Annotated in this window: 25 protein-coding genes; 14 read left to right on the top strand and 11 right to left on the bottom strand. The window is 66.8% G+C overall.

The features are described 5' to 3' along the window. Positions 1-27: 27 nt before the first annotated feature. Both AC1RNQ_RS09400 and AC1RNQ_RS09395 read right to left on the bottom strand, forming a co-directional pair. On the bottom strand, positions 28-1,812 hold the full coding sequence (locus tag AC1RNQ_RS09400; protein ID WP_493170743.1) for a sensor domain-containing diguanylate cyclase: 1,785 nt from the start codon (positions 1,810-1,812) through the stop codon (positions 28-30). Between the two features lie 91 nt (positions 1,813-1,903). Continuing rightward, on the bottom strand, positions 1,904-2,509 hold the full coding sequence (locus AC1RNQ_RS09395; RefSeq protein ID WP_493170742.1) for a TetR/AcrR family transcriptional regulator: 606 nt from the start codon (positions 2,507-2,509) through the stop codon (positions 1,904-1,906). Between the two features lie 85 nt (positions 2,510-2,594). Here AC1RNQ_RS09395 and AC1RNQ_RS09390 point away from each other — a divergent pair, with 85 nt between their 5' ends. Both AC1RNQ_RS09390 and AC1RNQ_RS09385 read left to right on the top strand, forming a co-directional pair. Beyond that, positions 2,595-4,037 (top strand): 8'-apo-carotenoid 13,14-cleaving dioxygenase, encoded by a 1,443-nt coding sequence (locus tag AC1RNQ_RS09390; protein WP_493170741.1) that lies wholly within the window; start codon positions 2,595-2,597, stop codon positions 4,035-4,037. A gap of 101 nt (positions 4,038-4,138) precedes the next feature. After that, positions 4,139-4,471, top strand: coding sequence for a beta/gamma crystallin-related protein (locus AC1RNQ_RS09385; protein WP_493170740.1), 333 nt, complete (start codon positions 4,139-4,141; stop codon positions 4,469-4,471). Here AC1RNQ_RS09385 and AC1RNQ_RS09380 read toward each other — a convergent pair. Continuing rightward, positions 4,403-5,290: an NTP transferase domain-containing protein gene (locus AC1RNQ_RS09380; protein ID WP_493170739.1), complete on the bottom strand. Its 888-nt coding sequence runs from the start codon at positions 5,288-5,290 to the stop codon at positions 4,403-4,405. The genes AC1RNQ_RS09385 and AC1RNQ_RS09380 overlap by 69 nt on opposite strands. Then, a complete protein-coding gene (locus AC1RNQ_RS09375) occupies positions 5,287-6,315 on the bottom strand; it encodes a D-alanine--D-alanine ligase family protein (RefSeq protein ID WP_493170738.1) in 1,029 nt (342 codons plus the stop codon). Before AC1RNQ_RS09375 ends, AC1RNQ_RS09380 begins: the two co-directional genes overlap by 4 nt. Positions 6,316-6,450: 135 nt before the next feature. On the opposite strand from AC1RNQ_RS09375, the gene AC1RNQ_RS09370 reads away from it, so the two are divergent. Next, positions 6,451-7,965 carry a hypothetical protein gene (locus AC1RNQ_RS09370; RefSeq protein ID WP_493170735.1) on the top strand — a complete coding sequence of 505 codons (1,515 nt, stop codon included), beginning with the start codon at positions 6,451-6,453 and terminating at the stop codon, positions 7,963-7,965. Positions 7,966-8,174: 209 nt separating this feature from the next. Beyond that, positions 8,175-9,149 carry a hypothetical protein gene (locus tag AC1RNQ_RS09365; RefSeq protein ID WP_493170733.1) on the top strand — a complete coding sequence of 325 codons (975 nt, stop codon included), beginning with the start codon at positions 8,175-8,177 and terminating at the stop codon, positions 9,147-9,149. A 100-nt stretch (positions 9,150-9,249) separates the two neighbouring features. Here AC1RNQ_RS09365 and rplL read toward each other — a convergent pair whose 3' ends face one another. Further along, positions 9,250-9,621: a 50S ribosomal protein L7/L12 gene (gene rplL, locus AC1RNQ_RS09360; protein WP_493170732.1), complete on the bottom strand. Its 372-nt coding sequence runs from the start codon at positions 9,619-9,621 to the stop codon at positions 9,250-9,252. 59 nt (positions 9,622-9,680) lie between these two features. After that, entirely contained in the window at positions 9,681-10,196 is a 516-nt protein-coding gene (gene rplJ / locus AC1RNQ_RS09355; RefSeq protein WP_493170730.1) for a 50S ribosomal protein L10, read from the bottom strand. 436 nt (positions 10,197-10,632) lie between these two features. On the opposite strand from rplJ, the gene AC1RNQ_RS09350 reads away from it, so the two are divergent. From AC1RNQ_RS09350 to AC1RNQ_RS09330, 5 genes are all read left to right on the top strand, one after another. After that, complete coding sequence (locus tag AC1RNQ_RS09350) at positions 10,633-10,839, top strand: hypothetical protein (protein WP_493170728.1); 207 nt, start codon at positions 10,633-10,635, stop codon at positions 10,837-10,839. Positions 10,840-10,959: 120 nt separating this feature from the next. Then, entirely contained in the window at positions 10,960-11,577 is a 618-nt protein-coding gene (locus tag AC1RNQ_RS09345; protein ID WP_493170726.1) for a PadR family transcriptional regulator, read from the top strand. Positions 11,578-11,579: 2 nt separating this feature from the next. Then, positions 11,580-11,900, top strand: a complete 321-nt coding sequence (locus AC1RNQ_RS09340) for a DUF2218 domain-containing protein (RefSeq protein WP_493170724.1) — start codon at positions 11,580-11,582, stop codon at positions 11,898-11,900. A 184-nt stretch (positions 11,901-12,084) separates the two neighbouring features. Next, the gene (locus tag AC1RNQ_RS09335) at positions 12,085-12,609 is read left to right on the top strand and encodes a DUF2975 domain-containing protein (protein ID WP_493170722.1); all 525 of its coding nucleotides are present in this window, start codon (positions 12,085-12,087) and stop codon (positions 12,607-12,609) included. Continuing rightward, entirely contained in the window at positions 12,609-12,818 is a 210-nt protein-coding gene (locus AC1RNQ_RS09330; protein ID WP_493170721.1) for a helix-turn-helix domain-containing protein, read from the top strand. The genes AC1RNQ_RS09335 and AC1RNQ_RS09330 overlap by 1 nt, the downstream gene beginning before the upstream one ends. Before the next feature lie 98 nt (positions 12,819-12,916). Here AC1RNQ_RS09330 and AC1RNQ_RS09325 read toward each other — a convergent pair whose 3' ends face one another. Next, positions 12,917-14,533 (bottom strand): LCCL domain-containing protein, encoded by a 1,617-nt coding sequence (locus tag AC1RNQ_RS09325; RefSeq protein ID WP_493170720.1) that lies wholly within the window; start codon positions 14,531-14,533, stop codon positions 12,917-12,919. 307 nt (positions 14,534-14,840) lie between these two features. Between AC1RNQ_RS09325 and AC1RNQ_RS09320 the strand changes: the two genes are divergently transcribed. Then, entirely contained in the window at positions 14,841-15,098 is a 258-nt protein-coding gene (locus AC1RNQ_RS09320; protein ID WP_493171361.1) for a TFIIB-type zinc ribbon-containing protein, read from the top strand. Here the strand turns inward: AC1RNQ_RS09320 and AC1RNQ_RS09315 are convergent, their stop codons facing one another. After that, positions 15,099-16,496, bottom strand: coding sequence for an amino acid permease (locus AC1RNQ_RS09315; RefSeq protein ID WP_493170718.1), 1,398 nt, complete (start codon positions 16,494-16,496; stop codon positions 15,099-15,101). It lies immediately after the preceding gene. Between the two features lie 231 nt (positions 16,497-16,727). Further along, positions 16,728-17,015 (bottom strand): 4a-hydroxytetrahydrobiopterin dehydratase, encoded by a 288-nt coding sequence (locus AC1RNQ_RS09310; protein WP_493170717.1) that lies wholly within the window; start codon positions 17,013-17,015, stop codon positions 16,728-16,730. Between the two features lie 52 nt (positions 17,016-17,067). On the opposite strand from AC1RNQ_RS09310, the gene AC1RNQ_RS09305 reads away from it, so the two are divergent. Genes AC1RNQ_RS09305 through AC1RNQ_RS09290 form a run of 4 tightly spaced genes read left to right on the top strand, consistent with a single transcriptional unit; the run spans position 17,068 to position 19,131 of the window. Then, positions 17,068-17,499 carry a metallopeptidase family protein gene (locus AC1RNQ_RS09305; protein WP_493170715.1) on the top strand — a complete coding sequence of 144 codons (432 nt, stop codon included), beginning with the start codon at positions 17,068-17,070 and terminating at the stop codon, positions 17,497-17,499. Further along, positions 17,496-18,080 carry a heme ABC exporter ATP-binding protein CcmA gene (gene ccmA / locus AC1RNQ_RS09300; protein ID WP_493170713.1) on the top strand — a complete coding sequence of 195 codons (585 nt, stop codon included), beginning with the start codon at positions 17,496-17,498 and terminating at the stop codon, positions 18,078-18,080. The genes AC1RNQ_RS09305 and ccmA overlap by 4 nt, the downstream gene beginning before the upstream one ends. Then, on the top strand, positions 18,077-18,724 hold the full coding sequence (locus AC1RNQ_RS09295; RefSeq protein ID WP_493170712.1) for a heme exporter protein CcmB: 648 nt from the start codon (positions 18,077-18,079) through the stop codon (positions 18,722-18,724). The genes ccmA and AC1RNQ_RS09295 overlap by 4 nt, the downstream gene beginning before the upstream one ends. Beyond that, the gene (locus AC1RNQ_RS09290; RefSeq protein ID WP_493170711.1) at positions 18,721-19,131 is read left to right on the top strand and encodes a VOC family protein; all 411 of its coding nucleotides are present in this window, start codon (positions 18,721-18,723) and stop codon (positions 19,129-19,131) included. Before AC1RNQ_RS09295 ends, AC1RNQ_RS09290 begins: the two co-directional genes overlap by 4 nt. A 601-nt stretch (positions 19,132-19,732) precedes the next feature. Here AC1RNQ_RS09290 and rplA read toward each other — a convergent pair. Beyond that, complete coding sequence (gene rplA / locus AC1RNQ_RS09285) at positions 19,733-20,431, bottom strand: 50S ribosomal protein L1 (protein ID WP_056373862.1); 699 nt, start codon at positions 20,429-20,431, stop codon at positions 19,733-19,735. A 4-nt stretch (positions 20,432-20,435) separates the two neighbouring features. Beyond that, positions 20,436-20,867, bottom strand: coding sequence for a 50S ribosomal protein L11 (gene rplK / locus AC1RNQ_RS09280; protein WP_325545309.1), 432 nt, complete (start codon positions 20,865-20,867; stop codon positions 20,436-20,438). Between the last annotated feature and the right edge of the window lie 138 nt (positions 20,868-21,005).

Raw genomic sequence — 21,005 nt, 5'->3', positions numbered from 1 at the left:
ACGGCCGCAACCGTCCGAAAACGCCCTCTAAGCCGCCATCCTAAGCCGGTTCCGTCCCTCGCGCTTGGCGGTGTAGAGCGCCTCGTCGGCGCGCTGGAGCAGTTCCTCGACGCTCGCCTCGCCGGCATAGACGGCGAGTCCGATACTGACCGTCGCCGGCGGAACATTGTCGGTCGACCGGCCGCCGCCCTCGATCGCCTGGCGGATGCGTTCGGCGACCAGTTCGGCGGCCTGCGCGCTCGACCGTTGCAGGATGCACACGAACTCCTCGCCGCCGAAGCGCCCGACCATATCCTCTTCGCGCAGCGACGCCTTGGCGCGCTGCGCGACGCGGCGGATCACCGCGTCGCCCACGCCGTGGCCGTGGCTGTCGTTGATCCGCTTGAAATGGTCGATGTCGAAGATCGCGACCGCCAGGGGCGCGCCGGTGTCGGCGGCGCGGTCCACCGCATCCGCCAACACCTGAAGCGTATAACGGCGGTTGGGCAGCCCGGTGAGCATGTCGGTGTTCGCCGCCGCCTCGGCCACCTCGCGCGCCGATTCCAGCATCAGTTCATTTTCGACCGTGTTGGTGACGTCCTGCACCGTGCCGAAGATACCGACCGCCTTGCCGCTGCGGTTCATTTCGATCGATCCGTGCGACCGGACGTGCCGGATCGCGCCATCGGCGCGGACGATGCGGCCCTGAAATTCGAAAGGCTGGCCGAACCGAACCGCCTGTTTGAGGATATTGCGTACCGCGACCCGGTCTTCGGGAATATATTGCTCGACGCTATATTCGACGCCAACCGCCGATCCCGGTTCCAGCCCGTGGATGCGATAGGCCTGGTCGGACCATTGGATCGTCCAGCGGACCAGGTCGACGCGCCAGTGGCCGACCAGCGCCGCCGCCTCGGCCTGGAGCAGCCAGCGGTTGCTCTGTTCGAGCCGTTTCGCGAGGCGCTGGCGCCCGACGAGCAATGCCGCGAGCGGCAGCGCGGTGCCGAGCAGGGTCAGCAGGTAGAATTGCAGGAAAAGCACGACGATTTCGCTGCCGCCGTCGATGGCGGCGATGCGCCCCGACCCGTTGACCGTCATCCACGACGCGATCAGCGCCACGATCAGCACGCTCGACGCGGCGCCGAACGGCCCGAGCCGGAACGACGCGACCATGACCGCGACGAAAGGCAGAAAGGTCAGCGGATATTGATTTTGCCAGAAGCACAGCAAGGTCAGCGCAGCGGTGGCGCCGAGCAGCAGCCCTGCCTGGATTTTCGAGCCGGTCGTGGTCGCAGCGAAAGCGCGCGACATCATCATCCGGGCGAGGATCACGATGGGCGGCGCGACGATCAACATGCCGAGCACCACGGTCGTCAGCCACGAACGGAAAAAGTCGTAACTTCCCCCGGTCAGCAGCGAGGCGGTACCGGCGCTGACGAAACCAGCTGCAAGCGCAGCGAGACAAAAGGTCATGATCGCGCGCGGAACCATGAACGACAGGCTGCCGGCAATGTTCCGGTTGATCAGCCACATGGCCGTCGCCGCCTCCAAAAGATTGGCCGCGGTGAAGGCCGCCGTCAGCGAGAGCGGAGCACCGGCGAGCCCGTTCGCGGCGAAACTCGCGACGACGGCACCCGCATAGGCACCCTTTCGTGCGCGCATCGGCATCAGGATCAACATCGCAACCATGAAGCCGCTCGGCGGCCAGAGGGCGGCGATATTGTCGGCGCCTTTGGTGGCATAGAGCGACAGGCTCGCGAGCAGGAAATAGCCGAGAGCTGTCGAGAGCGACCAAAAAAGCGTCTCGACCGTGGGGGGTAGCGATCGCTTCATGCCCGCAATTTCGCGCGAAATGGCAAATAAACCGCTAAGATTGCGCGGTTTGCGGCGAACCGAAGTCGCGGCCCGGAAAGCGGGGGGAGCGTCAGGCGATCCCGCCGAAAGTCAGCCCGACCACCTTCTCGACCATCGCCTCGTCCCAGTCGATGCGGCGGTCGAGAACGAGCATCGCGAGGCCGTGGACCAGCGCCCAGGCGTGCAGCGCGGCAACATCGGGATCCTTCACCCCCGGCAGCGCCTCGCCGACGCTGGCGCGGAGCAGGTTGTACGCGACCTCGCCGCCGTCGTCGCCGTCCTTGCGTTCGGTCATCTGGCGCGTGAAGCTCAGCCGGAACAGCGCGGGTTCGTCATAGGCGAAGCGGACATAGGCGATCCCTGTCGCCTTGAACCCCGCCGAGCCGCCGCCGGCCTTGAGCCACGCCTGCGACTGGAGCGCACCGAGCCGGCGCAGCCCCTCGTTGGCGAGCGCGTCGAGCAGCGCCTCCTTGTCGGGAAAATGGCGGTAAAGCGCGGTTGCGCTGACCCCGACGTCGCGCGCCAGCGCGCGCAGGCCGAGCTCGGCGCTATCGCCTTCGGCCAACCGCTCGAGCCCCGCCGCGATCACCGCCGCGCGCAGGTCGCCATGATGATAAGCGCCTGCCGCTTTCGCGCCGTCGCTTTTTATGTTGACACTGTTATCTTTGATCGCCATAATGTTGTCACTGTAAACATGCCGAGTCGGTTGCGCAACCCCACGCTACGCGACACTTTCGCAAACATCCGTAAGGAGCAAATTCATGGCCAGCAATGTCGAAACCCTCATCCGCGGCGCCGTCGTCAAAACCATCGGCAAGGTCGCCGATTTCAACCGCAAGCGCCTCCCCCGCCCCACCGACGCGCATCCCTTCCTGACCGGCATCCACAAACCGATGACCGAAGAGGTGACGCTCGAGGAGCTGCGCGTCGATGGCGAAATCCCCGCCGCGCTGACCGGCCGCTACCTGCGCAACGGCCCCAACCCCGCGATCGCGCCCGATCCGGCCAGCTATCACTGGTTCACCGGCGCCGGCATGGTCCACGGCATCCGCATCGAGGGCGGCAAGGCCGACTGGTACCGCAACCGCTGGGTGCGCGGCAGCGAGGCGTGCGAAATGCTCGGCGAGGAACTGCCCCCCGGCCCGCGCGAAGGCCGCAACGACGCGCCGAACACCAATGTCGTCGGCCTTGCCGGCCGCACCTTCGCGATCGTCGAGGCGGGCGGCAAGCCGGTCGAGCTCGACTACAAGCTCGATACCATCGCGCACAACCCGTTCGACGGCACGTTGGTCGGCGGCTTCACCGCGCACCCGCATCACGACCCCGCAACCGACGAGATGCACGCGATCACCTATCGCGGCGACGAGCCGAACAAGGTGTGGCACGTCGTCCTCGACAAAGATGCGCAGGTGACCCGCGAACTCGCGATCCCGGTCAGCGACGGCCCGTCGATCCACGACTGCGCGATCACCGAAAATTATGTGCTGGTGCTCGACCTGCCGGTCACCTTTTCGATGAAGATGCTGCTGTCGGGCTATCGCTTCCCCTATGCGTGGAACGAGGCCCATCCGGCGCGCGTCGGGCTCCTCCCCCGGAAGGGCCGCGCCGACGAGATCATCTGGGTGCCCGTCGAGCCCTGCTACGTCTTCCACCCCGCCAACGCCTATGAGACCGAAGACGGCAAGGTGATCGTCGACGTCGTCGTGCACGAAACGATGTTCGCCCAGTCGAAGCGCGGCCCCGACAGCGAGAAATCGCGGATGGAGCGCTGGACGATCGATCCGGTCGCGGGCGCGACGGTGCGCGAGGTCATCCACGACCATGCGCAGGAATTCCCGCGCTATGACGAGCGGCTGACGACCCGGCCCTATCGCTATGTTTACACTGTTGCCTTGCCCGACGGCAAGTCGGCCGAGTGGGCGATGGCCGAGACGAAGCTGTTCCGCCACGACCTCGACGCCGGGATCACCGACGCCCATGATTTCGGCCCCGGCCGCCATCCCGGCGAGTTCGTTTTCGTGCCGCGCAGCGAAACGGGCGCCGAGAACGACGGCTGGCTGGTCGGGCTAGTCGTCGACATGAACGACGAGACGACCGACCTGGTCATCCTGAACGCCGACGATTTCACCGGCGCGCCGCAGGCGGTTGTCCATCTGCCGCACCGCGTCCCGCCCGGCTTCCACGGCAATTGGGTCGCCGATTGACGGCCCTATCGCTCTGAAACGGCGTAATCTTCCTGGCCGGTGTCACCAGTTGACGCCGGCCATATTTTTCCGCCATGAAAGGGAGCACAAGGAGATTTCGCATGATCCATTTCGCCCGCCTCGCAGCCGTTGCTGCCGGCCTTGCCATGCTTGCCGGCCCGCTCGCGGCGCAGGACAATTCCAAGACGATCGAAGGCACGCTGACCCTGTTTGAGGGCCAGAAGTTCGACCGTGATTCCTATCGTGTCGAAAAGGACGACCCATCGCTGCAGCACGACTTCCTGGTCGGCAGCATCGCCGTCTATCCCGGCGAAGTCTGGGAACTGTGCGACAAGCCCAAATATAAGGGCAATTGCCTGACCGTGTCAGCCAACGAGACCGGCATCGGCAAGGCGATGATCAAGTCGGTTCGCGCGATCAAGGCCAAGCAATAAGTCCGCGTCGGGCCGCTGCGGCGGCCGGCGCTTTTCCATGATCGCCTCGGTCGCGCGCAGTGACCGTTCGTTGTCGACATCGACCGCGGTCGCGCCGTCGCGCACCAGGAGCGGCGCCACATCGACCTTCAGATGCCGCGAGATGCGGCGGAAGATATGGTGGATCGGCCCGAGCCCGAAGCGGAAGCGCAGCAGGTTGATCAGGCCGAAAGCCTGCATCACCCGGACGGGTTTCTTGACAAACTGCCCACCGCCGCGAAACGCCTCGGCCGCCTTGAGCGCGCCGCGATGGCCGATCCAATAGCTGTTGCAGTTCGACACCGCGACGTCGGAAAATTCGTAGAAGCGCCGCTGCCCCTCGGGATGCGCCGCGAGCACATCCTCGCGCCGCGCGAGCGCCACGCCGGCCTCGACGCCCAGCCGCGCCGCCTCGGCGCCGATCTCGGCGATGGTGTCGGGGGTCAGCAGGCAATTGTCGGCGGTGGTGATCAGCAGCGGGAAACCGGCCTGCTCAGCCACCGCGAGCACCGAGTCGGCGAGATTGTCGGCCGCGCCCACGAAAACGAGCCGGTCGCCGAGGCGATCGACGACGATGTCGCCGAGATCGTCGGCAAGCCCCTGATGATGGCTCGACACAAAGATCGTCGCGGCGTCGCTCTTGGCCGCGCTGGCCAGCACATGCGCGATCATCGGGCGCCCCGCCACGGGGACGAGGCATTTGTCGGCGACGCCATGCGCCTCGGCCAGCGCATCGACCGCGCCCGGACGGCGCCCGGCGAGGATCAGGATCGAGCCCAATCTGGCGGGGGTGTCGGTCATGCCGCGTCCCTCCGCGCCGCGGCGGGCACCAGCTGGCGCAGCATCGATTCGGAGACGATCGTCTCGATCAGTTCGGCCTGGGTGAAGCCCGCGGCGATCGCGGCGCGGCCGAAGACCTTTTCGGACCAGAGGTTGCAGTTGAGGTTGACCTCGAGCAGCCGCACCTCGCCCGTGTCGAAATCGACGCGGAACTCGAAGCGGCCGAAGTCGAAGGGGCGGAAGATTTCGGCCATCTGCACCGTCAGCGCGGCGATCCGTTCGCCGATCCCGGGCGCGTCGAGCAGCTTGAGGCTGTATTTGGCGCTGCGGTCGACCAGGTCGCGCTTTTCCTGATAGGTCCTGAGATGCGTCGGGTCGGCCTGTTCGAAGATCATCATCGGCAGCATCGCGGGCGCGCCGCCCAGCGTGATCACCGGCACCTCGACGTCGCTGCCCGCAATGAAGGGCTCGACGATCGCATCATGATCGAGGGCGTGTATTTCCGCCACAGCCTGCGCCAGTTCGGCGCGATCGCGCGCGTCGCGGATGCCCCAGGAAGCCGAGCTGTTGTTGGGCTTGATCACCCAGCGCGCCGCAGGCGGGCAGCGCGACACATCGATCGGCGCGCCGCGGCGGAACAGCGCCCAGGGCGCGGTCGGCACGCCGCGCGCGGCGGCCTCGAGCTTGGTCAGATGCTTGTCGTCGGACAGGCCGCGCACGATCGGCGAGGCGCCGACATAAGGGAGGCGCAGCCGGTTGCAGAGCAAGGGCAGCAGCATCTCCGAATTGAAGAAGCCGCCCCGGTTGAGCAGCGGAAAGACGAAATCGGCGTCGGGTTGGTCGAACAGCGCGGTATAGGAGTCGGCGACGACGAGCGGCAGGCCGAGCCCTTCGAGGATCTCGCGAATCTCGCGGTGATAGAGCGCGTGATTGCCATCCTCGGGGTGAAGGCCGCCGGTCCAGCGCGCATGTTTGGCAATGAACAGCAGCCGCTGGTCGCGGAGGGTGTCGGTCAGCCGGGTCGGCTCGAGAAAAGTCGTTCGCATATGTCGCTTCGACCACAGCGAGGTTGCACCGCGATGACCTTTCGATGACGCGGCTGACACCAAAGCGCAAAATCACTGTCATCTTGCGCGCCTAAATGCGGGGCTCCCCCTCCTTCTGCGCAGGATCGCACTCGCATGTTGCTCAACGTCATCGCCGCCGACGAACCCCGCCTTCCGCCGGGCAAGCGCTATGCGGCGCGGCTGGCGACGGCGCTGGCCAGCGGCGGCGACGCGCGGATCCGGCCCGATGCCACCGGGCGCAACCAATATTATGCGAGCGTCCGGCCGTCCGACGCGCTGGCCTATGGCTCTTCGACGATCAGCAGCATTTCGGAGCATGCCTTCCAGACCCTGCTCGACCGCTGGCATCACGGGCTCGATCGCCCCGTCGCGGCGCACGACTATGCCGAGGGTCTCGCGATCCTGCGCTTCAAGCTGGGCGAAGCCTATGGCCATGCCGACACGCGCGTGGTGTTCGCCGCATCGGGGACCGACCTCGAATATGCGGGGCTCGCCGCCGCGTGGGACGGGCGACCGATCACTGCGATCCTGCTGGGGCGCGACGAAGTCGGCAGCGGCTGCATCCATAGCGCCGCAGGGCGTTTCTTCGCCGACGAAACGGCGACCGGCGCGCGCGTCGTCGCCCAAGCGGCGATCGACCCGGCCTTTGCCAGCACCGAACTGGTCGACGTTCCCGTCCGCGACGCCTCGGGCACGCCGCGCGCCTCGGCCGCGGTCGCCGATGAACTGGCGGCCTATGTCGGACAGGCCGCCGCGGCCGGCCGCAAGGCAGTCGTCCACGTCGTCCATGGATCGAAATCGGGGCTGACGCTCCCCGCGCTGACCGATGTCGAGCGGCTCGTCGCGGCGCATGGCGAGGCGATGACGATCGTCGTCGACGCCTGCCAGCTGCGCATCGCGCCCGCGGTCGTGCGCCGTTATCTCGCGCTCGGCTGCGTCGTACTGATGACGGGGTCCAAATTCGCGGGTGGACCGCCGTTCAGCGGCTTCGCGCTCGTTCCGGCGGCGCTCGCCGCGCGCGCGCGCCCGCTGCCCGAAGGCTATCGCCGCGTCGCGACGCGCGCCGAATGGCCCGCCGACTGGCCCGGTACCGGCCAGCTTCCGGACCAGGGCAATTTCGGGCTGCTGCTGCGCCTGCAGGCTGCGATGATCGAGATGGAGCGCTTCGCCGCGCTGCCCGCCGAGCGGGTGACCGAAGTCACCGCGCGCTTCAGCCACCATGTCATGCGCGTCGTGAAGCGGCTCGAGCTGGTCGAGGTGCCGGGCGCCGGCGGGACGTCGTGCCTCGCCACCGAGACGCTGCGCACGCTCGATCTGTCGGCGCGCTGGCCGGGGTGCGATTTCGCGGCCGCACGCGAGATGCACCGCCGCATCGCCGAGCAGTCGCGCCAGTGGCTGGGGCACGAGATCCGTCTCGGCCAGCCGGTGCGCACGCATGTGCTGCCCAATGGCGAAGCGGCGGGGACGCTGCGCCTGTCATTGTCGATGCCGCTGATTTCGGAGCTGGCGATGCTGCCCGATCGCGCGCTCGACGAGCGGCTCGACCGCGACATGTCGCTGGTCGGCGCGGCGATCTCGGCCGCCGCGGCGCAGACGCTGGGAACGCCGCACGCCGCACCGCTCGGCTGACCGCAGAGGCGACCCGGCGCCGCGACGAACCGCGCCCGATTCTTCGTCACGCCGATGCCGCGCCACGGTTCGCCGCGAAAATGCGGGCTTGCGGGCAGCGCTTTATGCGCCGCACTCGTTGCTTGGTCACTATGACAAAGAAACCGACCCTCTCCCGCCCCGCCGCAAGCGCGATTGCCGCGTTTCTGGCCCTGTCCACCCCCGCCGCCATGGCGCAGACGGCGCCTGCCACCGAACCCGCGCCGCCGACCGTGATGGCACCGCCCGTCGCGCCGACGACGCCGACGACAACCAACCCGGTCGCCGCACCGGCGCCCGCGCCCGCCCCGGTGATCCGCGTCCCGCTCGAACTTCCCGCCGAGCCTGTCGCCAAAGCTCCGCCGCGTCCCGCCGCCAAGGCGGCCCCGCGACCGGCGCCGAAGGCCGCGCCGCGCGCCGCCGCTGCCGAACGTACGGCGCCCACCGCTGCTGCTCCGGTCGAGGCCGCTCCGGTCGCCGCGACTGCTAGCGCCGCGAGCGCGCTCCCGGCCGCCGAAGTCGCTCCGATCGCGCCGGTGACCGACCCCGCGCCCACCCCCGTCGCCACCGAAGCGGCCGTTAACGGCGACGCCTTCCCTTGGGAACTCGCCGGCGGTGCCGCCGCGCTGCTCCTCGCGGGCGGAATCGGTCTGACCTTCGCCCGCCGCCGTCGCCGCGCGCTTCGCGCCGCCGATGCATGGGAATTCCGCGAGGCCGATGCCGAGACCGAATGGGTGCCGACCGCGGCTCCCGCCGTCGCGCGCGAAGCGGAGCCGATGGTCAATCCCGAGCCGATCCCTGCCCCCGCGCCCGTCGAAGAACCGGTGCGCCGCACGACGCCGAGCTTTGCCGCCGCGCCGAGCGGCAGCATGGGGCGCCATGAGGCGATGGCGCTGGTCGGTCCGACCGCCGACAATCCGTTCGAAACGCTGTCGAAGCGCCTGAGCCGCGCGCGCTTCCTCGATCGCAAGGAGCGCGTCGCCTATGACGAAGCGCTGGCGACGCCCGAGCCGCAGGCAGAGGAACCCGCGCGCAAGCCCGTCAGCGCCTGGGAAATCTCGCAGCGCCCGGCGCCCGCGCTCGCCGAGCAGGATGTGCGCCGCCCCGAGCCGGTCGCGCGGGGCCTGTCGCACAGCTTCCGCCGCCCGGGCTTCGCCCGCAAATAGGCGGGCTGGCCTTCGGGCACGAAAAAGGGCGGTGCCTCGCAGCACCGCCCTTTTTTTGCGTCGGACCCCGCCGGCGGACCGGCGGGAACCCGCGAACCGATTACTTCAGTTCGACGGTCGCGCCGGCGGCTTCGAGCTTCTTCTTCAGCTCTTCGGCTTCCGCCTTGCTCACGCCTTCCTTGATCGCCTTGGGAGCGCTTTCGACGAGCGCCTTGGCTTCGCCGAGGCCCAGGCCGGTAATCGCGCGGACTTCCTTGATCGCGTTGATCTTGTTGCCGCCGTCACCCGTCAGGATGACGTCGAATTCGGTCTGCTCTTCGGCAGCCGGGCCGGCAGCGGCAGCAACCGGAGCGGCGGCAACGGCAGCGGCAGCCGAAACGCCCCACTTTTCTTCGAGCATCTTCGACAGGTCAGCCGCTTCGAGGACGGTCAGCGTCGACAGTTCTTCAACGATCTTTGCAAGATCAGCCATGTTCATTCTCCATCAGAACCGGGATGTCCCGGCAGTAGTTTCAAGGGTTCAGTTCAAAATCATGCTGCTTCTTTGGCGGCATATGCGCCAAAAACCCGCGCCAGCTGGCCCGCCGGGGCTGCGGCAATCTGCGCAACCTTGGTGGCCGGAGCCTGCACCAGACCGATGATCTTGGCGCGCAGCTCGTCGAGCGAGGGAAGCGAAGCGAGCGCCTTCACGCCATCGACGTCGAGGACCACATCCCCCATGCCGCCGCCAACGATTTCGAGTTTGTCGTTGGTCTTGGCAAATTCCACCGCGATCTTCGCCGCCGCGACCGGATCGGTCGAGGTGGCAAGCGCGGTGGGACCGGTCAGCAGGTCGCCGATGCCGGTGTAGGACGTGCCATCGAGCGCGATTTTGGCAAGACGGTTCTTCGTGACGCGAAAGTCGGCCCCTGCATCGCGCATTTGCTGGCGCAGCACCGTCGACTGGGCGACGGTCATGCCGAGGTTGCGGACGACCACAACCGAAGCAGCTGACGACAGCGTAGCGTTCAGCGAGGATACGGCTTCGGCCTTTTCCGTACGATCCATGCCTATACTCCACTCATCTGCCCGGATGCGCAGGCGCCGAAACGCATACGCCGCCGGGCGGCTAACACACGCACAGGCCGCAGCGAGCCGAGGCTCGCCTGCCTGTGCGCAACGATGTCCGATGGGGTCGGTCAAGCCGCGAACGCCCGAAAGCCGGGCGGGCGACCGAAAAAGACTGTTCCCCGTCTCGGCTGGAAATTAAGAAGGGCAAATCCCCTTCACCAACTGTCTCGGACGGAATCACCACAGCCAGGGCCGTGGCGACACGCGGGCGCTCATAACGGGATCGCCGATCAAGTCAAGGCTCGTGCGGTGCCGCGCGGGGCCAGCCGTCACAATTCGGACCGCAATATCATGACAAAGCGCGCAAGGTCTGATAGATAGCGCGCGCTGATGCATTCCCCCCCTTGCATCTCCGGCATCGACAGGAGGTATCATGGGGTTTTTCGGATGGTTCGGCGGCCGCGAGGCGGAGCAGCGCCGCTATTATGACGATCTCGACGCATTGCAGCAGATGCGGCTGAAGCATGGCGACAACACGCGCGCCGAGCTGGAGCGGCGCGCCGGCGACCGGTCGCTGCGCGGCCGCGACCGCCGCCATTGGCAGCGACTGCTGAACGTCGACGACACCCTCGCGCCCTGAAGGCCGAGGCGCCGTTTTTCCGGAAGTTGGCGAAAGTGCCGCGCAGCGTGCATGGAGGGTCTTGCAAAACCCGATTAAAGATATATCTTAGAGCTATCAAGAATCACTCTAAGGATATGAATGATGCATTTTTACGGACATATGGGCGGGTGCGGCAAGCGCCACGGCATGCATCGCGGCGGACGCGGCCATGGTTTCGGCGGCGGCCGGTTCGGCCAAGGTTTCGGGCGCGGGCATGGCCGAGGCCATCGGGGCGACGACGAAGGCCGCGGATCGCGGCGGCGGATGTTCGACAGCGGCGAGCTCCGGCTCGTGCTGCTCAAGCTGATCGCCGACGAACCGCGCCACGGTTACGACCTGATCCGCCGGATCGAGGAGATCACCGGCGGCGCCTATGCGCCGAGCCCCGGCGTGATCTATCCCACGCTCACCCTGCTGGGCGACATGGGCCAGATCGCGGCGCAGGAAAGCGACGGCGCGAAGAAGCTCTTCGCGATCACCGCCGAGGGCCAGGCCGAGCTCGACGCCAATGCCGAGCTGGCAGACGCGCTGATTGCGCGGCTGGCCGCGGTGGGCGACGAGCGGCAGCGCACCGACAGCGCCTCGGTACGCCGCGCGATGGGCAATTTGCGCGCGGTGCTGGTCAATCGCCTCGGCGACCGCGACCTCGACGAAGCGCGGCTGCACGAGATCGTCGCGCTGATCGACGAGGCGGCGCAGAAGATCGAAAGGTTGTGAGCATGGATGTTTCCGCCACCGCCCACGTGCCCACCGCGCACGCGAGCAAATATCTGCAGCAGCTGTGCAAGCATTGGCAGCATAATCTGGTCGTGGAGTTCACGCCCGACCATGGCACCGTGACCTTTCCGAAGGATGCGCGCGGCGCGGCCTGGGAAGGCGACGCGCTGGTGACGTTCGACGCCGGCGCCGAGGCGCTGATGGTGCGGATCGATGCCAGCAGCGACGAGCATGTCGAAGCGATGAAAGGCGTCGTCGCGCGCCACCTCGACCGCTTCGCCTTTCGCGAGGCGCCGCTAAGCTTCGATTGGGCGACGACGTAATGGCGCCCCATTCCGTCATCCCGGCGAAGGCCGGGATCTCGCCGGCGCGTTGGAAAGCCAGGTCGAGACCCCGGCCTTCGCCGGGGTGACGGACGGAGACATATCGTTTTTCGATATTATCGATTGACGATAAGATAAGTCTCCCATATATCGTTCTTCGATACAGAACCTATCGGAGAACGATATGCCTAAGGATCATTCAACGCTGCTCGGCGCAACGCGCGCGCTGCTGTGGCTGATGCTGGCGCTGATCGCTGCGGCCTTGCTGTTCGTCGCCCTCTCGGCCGGCGCGCTCGCCGTCATGTGGCCCGAGATCGCGGTCGAGGCGAAGAACAGCGAGGTCTTCCTCGACGCCGAGGCGATGCGGCCGCAGCTCTTCGCGCTGCTCGCCATCCTCGCCGCGATCCTCGCCGCCGCGGTCTATGTCATCCGCCAGTTGCAGGCGCTCGTTGCGAGCGCCGCAATCGATCCTTTCATCCCCGCCAACGCCGGCCGGCTGCGCCGCATCGGCTGGGCGTTGGTCGCGGTGCAGCTGCTCGCGCTGCCGCTTGGATCGCTCGCGCGGAGCATAGCGGTGTCGACGAGCCAGTTCGCCGATATGGGCGGCATCAACCTCCAGAGCATTCTTTCGATCCTGCTCGCCTTCGTCCTCGCCGCGGTGTTCGAACGCGGCACCGCGATGCGCGACGAGCTCGAGGGGACGGTCTGATGACGATCGTGGTGAAACTCGACGACCTGCTCCACGCGAAGCGGATGACGCTGACCGACCTGTCCGACCGCATCGGCATCACGCTGGCCAATCTCTCGATCCTCAAGACCGGCAAGGCCAAGGCGATGCGCTTTTCGACGCTGGAGGCGATCTGCACCGAACTCGACTGCCAGCCGGGCGATCTGCTCGCCTTTGAAGCCGATAGCTGACGCGCGCGCCGGTTCGGGGCTTGGGCCCACGCCGTCTCCCCGGTCAGCGTGGGCCTTTTTTCATGTCGAACCAGCGCCAAGCCGGTCGACGACATATTTCAATCGGCGAGCGCGACCGAAAAACGGCGGCGATTGCTCAGAAAGTTGCCACCGGTGGATTCCACACCGTGGCGGAGACTCCCGACCAACGGCGAGCCGTCGGAGTCCATATAGCGAATCCGGAATCGGCCGCCGGTCCAGTCGATGACCCCGGCGTGGACGGCCGCAACGCATAGCGGCGACGAGGTTTCATATTCGTCCGTGCCATGTACGCCCGCGCTACTGCGATAGGGACTGGGACCGCATTCGATTATGTCGGTTTCGTTGAGCGAGGGGTGCCTGCCGCTCCAGTGCCACTTGAAACCGACAACCTTGGCGGCCTCCGCTGTCCGCACCGGCGGCGTGACGCCGTCGGGCCACCAATTCATCACCGCGCGCAACCCCGGCACGCGATCGACGAGGCGCGACTGGATCGCATCGCGCATCGCATTGCCATAGGTTTTGCCCGACAGGATGCCCTCCACCTTGCGCGCGCCGGCTATAGCGCGATCGACGGCACCCGGATCGTCGCGCAATGCAGCAGCGACGTCGTCGAGCGCATTGGCGGATTCGATCATGCCTTGGCGCGAAACACCGGTCATCGCAGCGGCGACTTCGGCGGGAATATCGACAATCGGACCGATGCTGGTCGCCAGCGGTGTCGGACCGATCGCGTCGCGGACACCATCGACGATCATTCTTCCGTCGCCGCTTTCGGTCCCCTGGATGAGGGCCGCGACGGCATAGGCCGTGGCAAGATATCGCGTCGCCTTGGTCTGGTTGTCACCGGTGACCGCGCCTCCGGGCGCGTGCACGTCGTCACGCAGCTGGCCAGCATATTTGGCGATGTTGAGCAGCCGCGCGGCGTCCTCCGCATCATATTTGCCCGCTTCCAGCGACTGGGTGAAAAGGGCCGCACGGTCCAATATCTCACCCGCGAGCCCCTGAAGCGAGCGTTTGCGCTCGGCCGGCGAAGCATTTTCGAGCGCCGCAATCGCCGCCGACAATTTCGACCGTTGCCCGATTGCATCGCGTTCGAGCATCAGTGCGAGCACCGCCGCGACATTCCGCGTGTCAGCCGATTCGCTATCATAAGCGTCGAGCCGATCGATGATGCCGCTCGTCTCGGCGCGGCGTGCGGCGGGCGTTGTTGCGCGCGCGACGGCGGCTTCGTCGATCGCCGTTTCGAGCAGCCGGACCGCGCGCTCAGTCGGTTCGGGACGCGCGATGTAGCAGGTGGACAGCGGGATCGCCGCGACGCGCCGATACAGCGCGTTCGACCGCTCGGCGACAGCGCGATGCCGGGCGACCTCCGCTTGGGCATCGGCCTGGCGTTGGCGCAGGGTCGCGGGGACCTGTTTGCCGCGGCGCTGAAAGTCGGCGATGGCCAGCGTGACGTCCATCGCATGCTCTTCGGCGGCCAGCCGGTTGCCCAGCGCCCTGGCATCGTCGAGCGCAAAGCTGCGGATGGCGTCATTCCGTTCGGATTCGCTGCACAGCCGCTGCGGGATATCCGGCGACAAAAGCGCGGCGTAAGCCGGCCTTGCCGGCTGTGCCGCCGCCGGGTTTGCGAGCGGAAGCAATATCGTCAGCGCGGTAACGCCGCAGGACAAGCGGGTCCAATGCATCCTTGTCATCATCGTCTCCTCTTCACCGACCCGGTCACCAGATCTGTGACCTAGGCCGGGAAATCAGAGACCGCAGTGACGGTGATTACAGGGCCGCCGAAGGGCGCGCGTGCGAAGGGAGATAGCAACGAAGCTCACAATGCCGCTGCCCGCCCTGCCTCTGCAGGCCGATTAGCCATTTTCCGTCCCTCGGGAACGCGAACGCCGATAGGGTGTTGACCCGCTGGCGGCTCTTGAGGCCGCCCTCTGCATGAAAGGAATATCCGTGACCGATGCCCAGGGGCTGCTTTGCCCGACCTGCCGCGTAAGCCTGACGATGTCCGAACGGCAGGGGATCGAGATCGACTATTGCCCGCAATGCCGCGGCGTCTGGCTCGACCGCGGCGAACTCGACAAGATCATCGAGCGCAGCGAAGGCGCGAGCGCCCCTGCCCCACGCCCTCAGGCCGCGCCGCCGCCGCCTCAGCCGCAATATCGCGACCGCGACCATGGCGAACGCGGCCATGACGACCACCATTACGGCAAGCCGCACAAAAAGAAGTACAAGAGCTTCCTGAGCGAGCTGTTCGATTGATCAGCCGGCGACCGCGTTCCGCCGCGCATAGAGGAAATAGACGGCCAGCCCGACGATATTCCAGATGAAGAACCACAGCTGGGTCTTCGCCGGAAGGCTGACGAAGAGGTAGATGCAGCCGAGCACCGCGATGCCGCCGACCACCCACGGCATTGGCGTGCGGAAGGTGCGCGGGGCATCGGGGGCGCGGCGGCGCATGATCAGCATGCAGATCGACACCGCGGTGAACGCCGCGAGCGTGCCCGCGTTCGCCAGCGCCGCCAGTTCTTTGAGTGGGATGAAACCGGCGAGCACCGCGACGACGAGCGCGGTAAAGATGGTAATACGCACCGGCGTGCCACGCGGCGACAACGCCGCGAGCGACTTGGGGAGCAGCCCGTCGCGCGCCATGGTGAAGAAGATACGGCTCTGGCCGTAGAAGAAGGCGAGGATCACCGTTGGCAATGCGATGACTGCCGAAATGGCGAGATATTGCGCAGCGAGCGGGCTGCCGAGTTCGCGCAGGATCAGCGCGAGCGGTTCGGGGCTGTTGGCGAATTTGCTGTAGGAAATCGCCCCGACCGCGGCGACCGCGACCGCGATATAGATGAGCACGCAGACGAACATCGACCCGACGATCCCGATCTTGAGGTCGCGGTCGGGATTTTTCGCCTCCTCGGCCGCGGTCGCGATCGCATCGAAACCGTAGAAGGCGAAGAAGATGATCGCCGCCGCGGCCATCACCCCGCGCTCGACCCCGTCGGGGCCGATATGCTTGGCGAAGCCATAGGGGCTGAAGGGTTCGAGATTGGCGGCGTCGAACGCGGGCAGCGCGACCGCGACGAAAACGCCCAGCGCGATGACCTTGACGACGACGAGGATCGCGTTGACCGTCGCGCTTTCGCGCGTGCCGAACAGCAGCATGCCCGCGACGATGGCGATGATCGCGATCGCCGGCAGGTTGACGATGCCGCCGAGTTCGGGCCCTTGCATCAGCGCCATCGGGACGCCCGCCCACGCCTGGAGCAAGGGCGCGGCATAGCCCGACCAGCCCACCGCGACCGCGCTGACCACCAGCGAATATTCGAGGATCAGGCTCCACCCGACGATCCACGCGATCAGCTCGCCGATCACGACGTAGCTGTAGGTATAGGCGCTGCCCGAGGCGGGGATCATCGTCGCCATTTCGGCGTAGGCGAGCGCGGCACAGGCGCAGATCAGCCCCGCGACCGCGAAGGACAGGATGACCGCGGGGCCCGCCTTGTCGGCGCCGACGCCGATCAGCGTGAGGATGCCGGTGCCGACGATCGCACCGACCCCCAAGGCGACGAGGTGCGGCCAGCCGAGCGTGCGCGCGAGCGCGGGACCCTTCTGCTCCTCGGGCACGATGGTTTTACGGCGCAGCAGGCTGTCGGTCATTCGGGCTCCCCTTGTTTTGGTTGCTTGTGAAACGGGATGGGGGAGAAGGCAAGCGGGACGGGGAGGGGGCGATGCCGATCCTCCCCGGAACGGGGAGGGGGACCAGCGAAGCTGGTGGAGGGGCACAGGAGGGATCGCCGCGCCAGACTGCACGTGCCCCTCCACTACCCTCCGGGTGGTCCCCCTCCCCCGTTGGGGGAGGATCGCCTACCACCGCAACCGCTCGCCAGCTCAGAACAACCCCTCGATCGCCTCGGCCAGTTTCGCGTCGCGCTCCGACAAACCATCGGCGTCGTGCGTCGTCAGCAATATGTCGACGCGGTTGTAGACGTTCGACCATTCGGGATGATGGTCCATCTTCTCGGCGATGATCGCGACGCTCGCCATGAAGCCGAAGGCCTGCGCGAAATCGGCGAATTTGAAGCGGCGCGTGATCGCGTCGCGGTGCGGCTCGTGCGTCCAGTCGGGGAAGCGCGCGAGCAGCGCATCACGGGCCGCATCGTCGAGTTTCTGGACCATCTTTTCTTCTCCCGCTGGCCAAGCTGCCGCGCTCCCCATAAGGAAGGGCGCGATGAGCGACAAGAGCAGCCTGCCCCTCGACCTGCCCGGCGCGTGGACCGGCACCGCCCCCGATGCCGACGCGCTGTTCGCGCTGGCCGAGGCGGCGTTCGAGACGATGCCCGATATCTTCAAGCCGCACCTCAAGGGCGTGGTGATCGCGATCGAGGAATTTGCCGACGACGCGGCGCTGAAGTCGCTCGATATCGAACATCCCTATGACCTGACCGGGCTCTACGAAGGCCGCCCACTGACCGAGCGCAGCATCGATGCGAGCGGCGGCATGCCCGACCGCGTGACCCTCTATCGCATCCCGATCCTGGTCGAGTGGATCGAGGGCGGCGAACGGCTCGACTGGCTGGTGCGCCATGTGCTGATCCACGAATTCGGGCATCATTTCGGGCTCTCCGACGACGATATGCACGCCCTGGAAGACATCGCGTGACGGCGCTGCTGCGGCTGGACGGCGTGGCGTGCATCCGCGGCGACCGGCTGCTGTTCGAGAGGCTGTCGCTGGCGCTGGCGCCGGGCGAGGCGCTGTGGCTGCGCGGGCCGAACGGCGCGGGCAAATCGAGCCTGATCCGGCTGGCCGCGGGGCTGCTGCGCGCCGCCGCGGGAACGGTCGAGCGTTTCGGGCGCGTCGCGCTGATCGACGAGGCGGCGGCGCTCGACGCCGAGCTGCCGCTGCGCCGCGCGCTCGATTTCTGGGCGCGGGTCGACACCGTCGACGGCCACACGGTTGACCGCGCGATGGAAGCGATGGCGCTGCATCCGCTCGCCGAGGTGCCCGTGGCGATGCTGTCGACCGGGCAGCGGAAGCGCGCGGGCGTCGCGCGTGTGATGGCGAGCGGCGCGCCGATCTGGCTGCTCGACGAGCCGGCCAACGGCATGGACGATGCGGCGCAGGCGCGGCTGGTCGCGGCGATCGCGGCGCATCGCGCGAACGGCGGCGCCGTGCTGCTGGCGTCGCATTTCGCGCTGGGCGTGCCCGATCTCGCCGAGCTCGACATGGGCGCGCTCGCGTGACGATGCTGATCGCCCTCTTCTGGCGCGACTTGCGGCGCGCCTGGGGCAGCGGGGCGCTGTGGCTGCCGATACTGTTCTTCCTGCTGGTGGCAACCGCCTTTCCCTTCGCCGTCGGGCCCGACGCGCTGCTGTTGCGGCGCGCAGGCGGCGGCATGGTGTGGGTCGCGGCCTTGCTCGCAGCGCTACTGCCGATCGACCGGCTGGTGCGACCCGACCGCGATGCCGGGGTGCTCGACCAACTCGCGGTGCGCGGGGTCGCCGACGAGGTGGTCGCGGCGGTGAAGATTTTCGCGCATGCGATCGGCTTCGGGCTGCCGCTGCTTATCGCGCTGCTGCCGGCGGCGGCGTTGCTGGCGCAAGACGGCACGCGGGTCGAGACGCTGGCGACGGGGATCGCGATCGCCGTCCCTGCCCTTGCCTCGCTCGCAGTGCTGAGCGCGGCGCTGACCGCGGGGCTCAAGGGCGGGAGCGCCATCGGCGGGCTGCTCGTGCTCCCGCTCGCGGTGCCCTTGCTGATCTTCGGCGCGGGAATGCTCGATCCGTCGGGGCGCGGCGCGGTGAAGCTGCTTGGCGCGGTGAGCCTGTTGCTGACGGTGATCGGGCCGTTTGCCGCGGGCGCGGCGCTGCGGGGGCTGCGCGAATGACGCGGCAATCGCTCGCGCATATCGCGCTCGTCGTGCGCGACTATGACGAGGCGATCGCCTTCTATGTCGGCACTTTGGGCTTCACGCTGGTCGCCGACGCGTATCAGCCGGCGCAGGACAAGCGCTGGGTACTCGTCGCCCCGCCGGGCAATCCCGAGGGCGGCGCGACGATCCTGCTCGCGCGGGCGGCGAACCCGGAGCAGGCCGAATTCATCGGCAACCAGTCGGGCGGGCGCGTGTTCCTGTTCCTCCAGACCGACGATTTCCGGCGCGATTACCAGCGGCTGCTCGACAAGGGCGTGCGGATCGAGCGCGAACCGCTGGAGGCCGATTATGGCACGGTCGCGGTCTTCCTCGACCTTTACGGCAACAAGTGGGATCTGATCGAGTTTTGCGGGGCTCGATGACCGCCAACGACCGGTTGCTGCCGCAGGCTATTTTCATATTCGCGCAGAGGCGCAGAGAGAACGATCTTTCCTCTCTGCGGGCTCTGCGCCTCTGCGCGCATTAAATTCAACAGATGCAGTTTGGTCGCTTTCGGGAAAAACGCGACATAGGCTTAGTCCACAACCGTCACCCCGGGCTTGACCCGGGGTCTGCCTTGTCTTGAAGAAAAAGGCGGATCCCGGATCAAGTCCGGGATGACGAAGAAGGGGCAACGGCAGTTCACCACCCCAAAGCGGTAATCACCTTCAAATAAGCCTTTCCTACATTATCCGGCTGTGCCAGCCTTCAACCGGCTCTTTCATTTGGTGGACAAAAGCGATCGCTGCCCGGCTTGCCGGTGCGACACGACGGGGTATGCCGGGCGCGTCCAGCACAAAACGGGGCGCTCATGGGGCTGAACTTTACTGAACTTTGTAACATCACGCGGCGCTGACGCCGACCGGGTCCGCGATCCAGCCCGGGATGATGAAACAAGGCCACGGCGGTTCTCCACCCCAAACCCGCCCATAAGAAAAGGGCCGGGGTTTCCCCCGGCCCTTCCCTAAATCATTTCGCCTGAAATCAGGCGCCGGTGACGTCGGCGGTGTCGACCTTGACGCCCGGGCCCATCGACGACGACAGCGCGATCTTGCGGACGTACTTGCCCTTCGCGCCGGCCGGCTTGGCCTTGACGATCGCGTCGACAAAGGCGTCGAAGTTCTGGCGGAGCTTTTCCTCGCCGAACGACAGCTTGCCGAGGCCGGCGTGGATGATGCCGACCTTTTCGACGCGGAATTCGATCTGACCGCCCTTGGCGGCCTTCACGGCTTCGGCGACGTTCGGGGTCACGGTGCCCAGCTTCGGGTTCGGCATCAGGCCCTTCGGACCCAGCGTCTTGCCGAGGCGGCCGACGATGCCCATCATGTCCGGCGTCGCGATGACGCGGCCATAGTCGAGGTTACCCGCGAGCATGTCTTCCATCAGGTCTTCGGCCCCGACCTTGTCGGCGCCGGCGGCCAGCGCCTTGTCGGCATTGTCGCCGCGCGCGAACACCGCGACCTTGACGTCCTTGCCGGTGCCGGCGGGGAGCGTCACGACGCCGCGGACCATCTGGTCGGCATGGCGCGGATCGACGCCCAGGTTCATCGCGATTTCGAGCGTTTCGTCGAACTTGGCCGAGGCCAGCTCGCGCACGGTCTTCAGCGCTTCGTCGACGGTGTGCAGCTTCAGCGCATCAACCTTGCCCTCGAGGGCCTTCTGCTTCTTGGTCAGCTTTGCCATGGGGTCAGCCCTCCGTCACTTCGAGGCCCATCGAGCGCGCGCTGCCCTCGATGATCTTTGTTGCCTGTTCCAGATCGTTCGCGTTGAGATCCTTCATCTTGATCTCGGCGATTTCGGTCAGCTTCGACCGGGCGATCTTGCCGCCGCTGATCTTGCCGGGTTCTTTCGAACCGGCCTTCAGGTTCGCGGCCTTCTTGATGAGGTAGGTCGCGGGCGGGGTCTTGGTGACGAAGCTGAAGCTCTTGTCGGCGAAGACGGTGATGATGGTCGGGGTCGGGGTGCCCTTTTCCATGGAATCGGTCGCGGCGTTGAACGCCTTGCAGAATTCCATGATGTTGACACCGCGCTGGCCGAGTGCCGGCCCGAGCGGCGGCGAGGGGTTTGCGGTCCCAGCCGGTACCTGCAGCTTGATATAGCCGCTAATCTTCTTGGCCATGATGGCCTCCTTTCTTTCTGTCGGTCCGCCGCGAACAGCGAGCCTCAAAATAAGCGGTCAAGCAGAGGGTTATCAGCCCTCCTCCCGCGCGGAATCACGCCCGTATCTGACGCGAAGCGGCGCCGTTAGCCGCAAATG

It is taken from the genome of Sphingopyxis sp. GW821-FHT12F08 (assembly GCF_058806755.1).
The sequence above is the reverse complement of the archived record's forward strand: the minus strand, read 5'-3'. Positions and strand labels throughout refer to the sequence as shown.

Excerpts from the sequence above, each read along its gene's own strand:
- AC1RNQ_RS09400 (WP_493170743.1), bottom strand. The coding sequence starts at position 1,812 with ATGAAGCGATCGCTACCCCCCACGGTCGAGACGCTTTTTTGGTCGCTC.
- AC1RNQ_RS09395 (WP_493170742.1), bottom strand. The coding sequence starts at position 2,509 with ATGGCGATCAAAGATAACAGTGTCAACATAAAAAGCGACGGCGCGAAA.
- AC1RNQ_RS09390 (WP_493170741.1), top strand. The coding sequence starts at position 2,595 with ATGGCCAGCAATGTCGAAACCCTCATCCGCGGCGCCGTCGTCAAAACC.
- AC1RNQ_RS09385 (WP_493170740.1), top strand. The coding sequence starts at position 4,139 with ATGATCCATTTCGCCCGCCTCGCAGCCGTTGCTGCCGGCCTTGCCATG.
- AC1RNQ_RS09380 (WP_493170739.1), bottom strand. The coding sequence starts at position 5,290 with ATGACCGACACCCCCGCCAGATTGGGCTCGATCCTGATCCTCGCCGGG.
- AC1RNQ_RS09375 (WP_493170738.1), bottom strand. The coding sequence starts at position 6,315 with ATGCGAACGACTTTTCTCGAGCCGACCCGGCTGACCGACACCCTCCGC.
- AC1RNQ_RS09370 (WP_493170735.1), top strand. The coding sequence starts at position 6,451 with ATGTTGCTCAACGTCATCGCCGCCGACGAACCCCGCCTTCCGCCGGGC.
- AC1RNQ_RS09365 (WP_493170733.1), top strand. The coding sequence starts at position 8,175 with ATGGCGCAGACGGCGCCTGCCACCGAACCCGCGCCGCCGACCGTGATG.
- rplL (WP_493170732.1), bottom strand. The coding sequence starts at position 9,621 with ATGGCTGATCTTGCAAAGATCGTTGAAGAACTGTCGACGCTGACCGTC.
- rplJ (WP_493170730.1), bottom strand. The coding sequence starts at position 10,196 with ATGGATCGTACGGAAAAGGCCGAAGCCGTATCCTCGCTGAACGCTACG.
- AC1RNQ_RS09350 (WP_493170728.1), top strand. The coding sequence starts at position 10,633 with ATGGGGTTTTTCGGATGGTTCGGCGGCCGCGAGGCGGAGCAGCGCCGC.
- AC1RNQ_RS09345 (WP_493170726.1), top strand. The coding sequence starts at position 10,960 with ATGATGCATTTTTACGGACATATGGGCGGGTGCGGCAAGCGCCACGGC.
- AC1RNQ_RS09340 (WP_493170724.1), top strand. The coding sequence starts at position 11,580 with ATGGATGTTTCCGCCACCGCCCACGTGCCCACCGCGCACGCGAGCAAA.
- AC1RNQ_RS09335 (WP_493170722.1), top strand. The coding sequence starts at position 12,085 with ATGCCTAAGGATCATTCAACGCTGCTCGGCGCAACGCGCGCGCTGCTG.
- AC1RNQ_RS09330 (WP_493170721.1), top strand. The coding sequence starts at position 12,609 with ATGACGATCGTGGTGAAACTCGACGACCTGCTCCACGCGAAGCGGATG.
- AC1RNQ_RS09325 (WP_493170720.1), bottom strand. The coding sequence starts at position 14,533 with ATGACAAGGATGCATTGGACCCGCTTGTCCTGCGGCGTTACCGCGCTG.
- AC1RNQ_RS09320 (WP_493171361.1), top strand. The coding sequence starts at position 14,841 with ATGTCCGAACGGCAGGGGATCGAGATCGACTATTGCCCGCAATGCCGC.
- AC1RNQ_RS09315 (WP_493170718.1), bottom strand. The coding sequence starts at position 16,496 with ATGACCGACAGCCTGCTGCGCCGTAAAACCATCGTGCCCGAGGAGCAG.
- AC1RNQ_RS09310 (WP_493170717.1), bottom strand. The coding sequence starts at position 17,015 with ATGGTCCAGAAACTCGACGATGCGGCCCGTGATGCGCTGCTCGCGCGC.
- AC1RNQ_RS09305 (WP_493170715.1), top strand. The coding sequence starts at position 17,068 with ATGAGCGACAAGAGCAGCCTGCCCCTCGACCTGCCCGGCGCGTGGACC.
- AC1RNQ_RS09290 (WP_493170711.1), top strand. The coding sequence starts at position 18,721 with ATGACGCGGCAATCGCTCGCGCATATCGCGCTCGTCGTGCGCGACTAT.
- rplA (WP_056373862.1), bottom strand. The coding sequence starts at position 20,431 with ATGGCAAAGCTGACCAAGAAGCAGAAGGCCCTCGAGGGCAAGGTTGAT.
- rplK (WP_325545309.1), bottom strand. The coding sequence starts at position 20,867 with ATGGCCAAGAAGATTAGCGGCTATATCAAGCTGCAGGTACCGGCTGGG.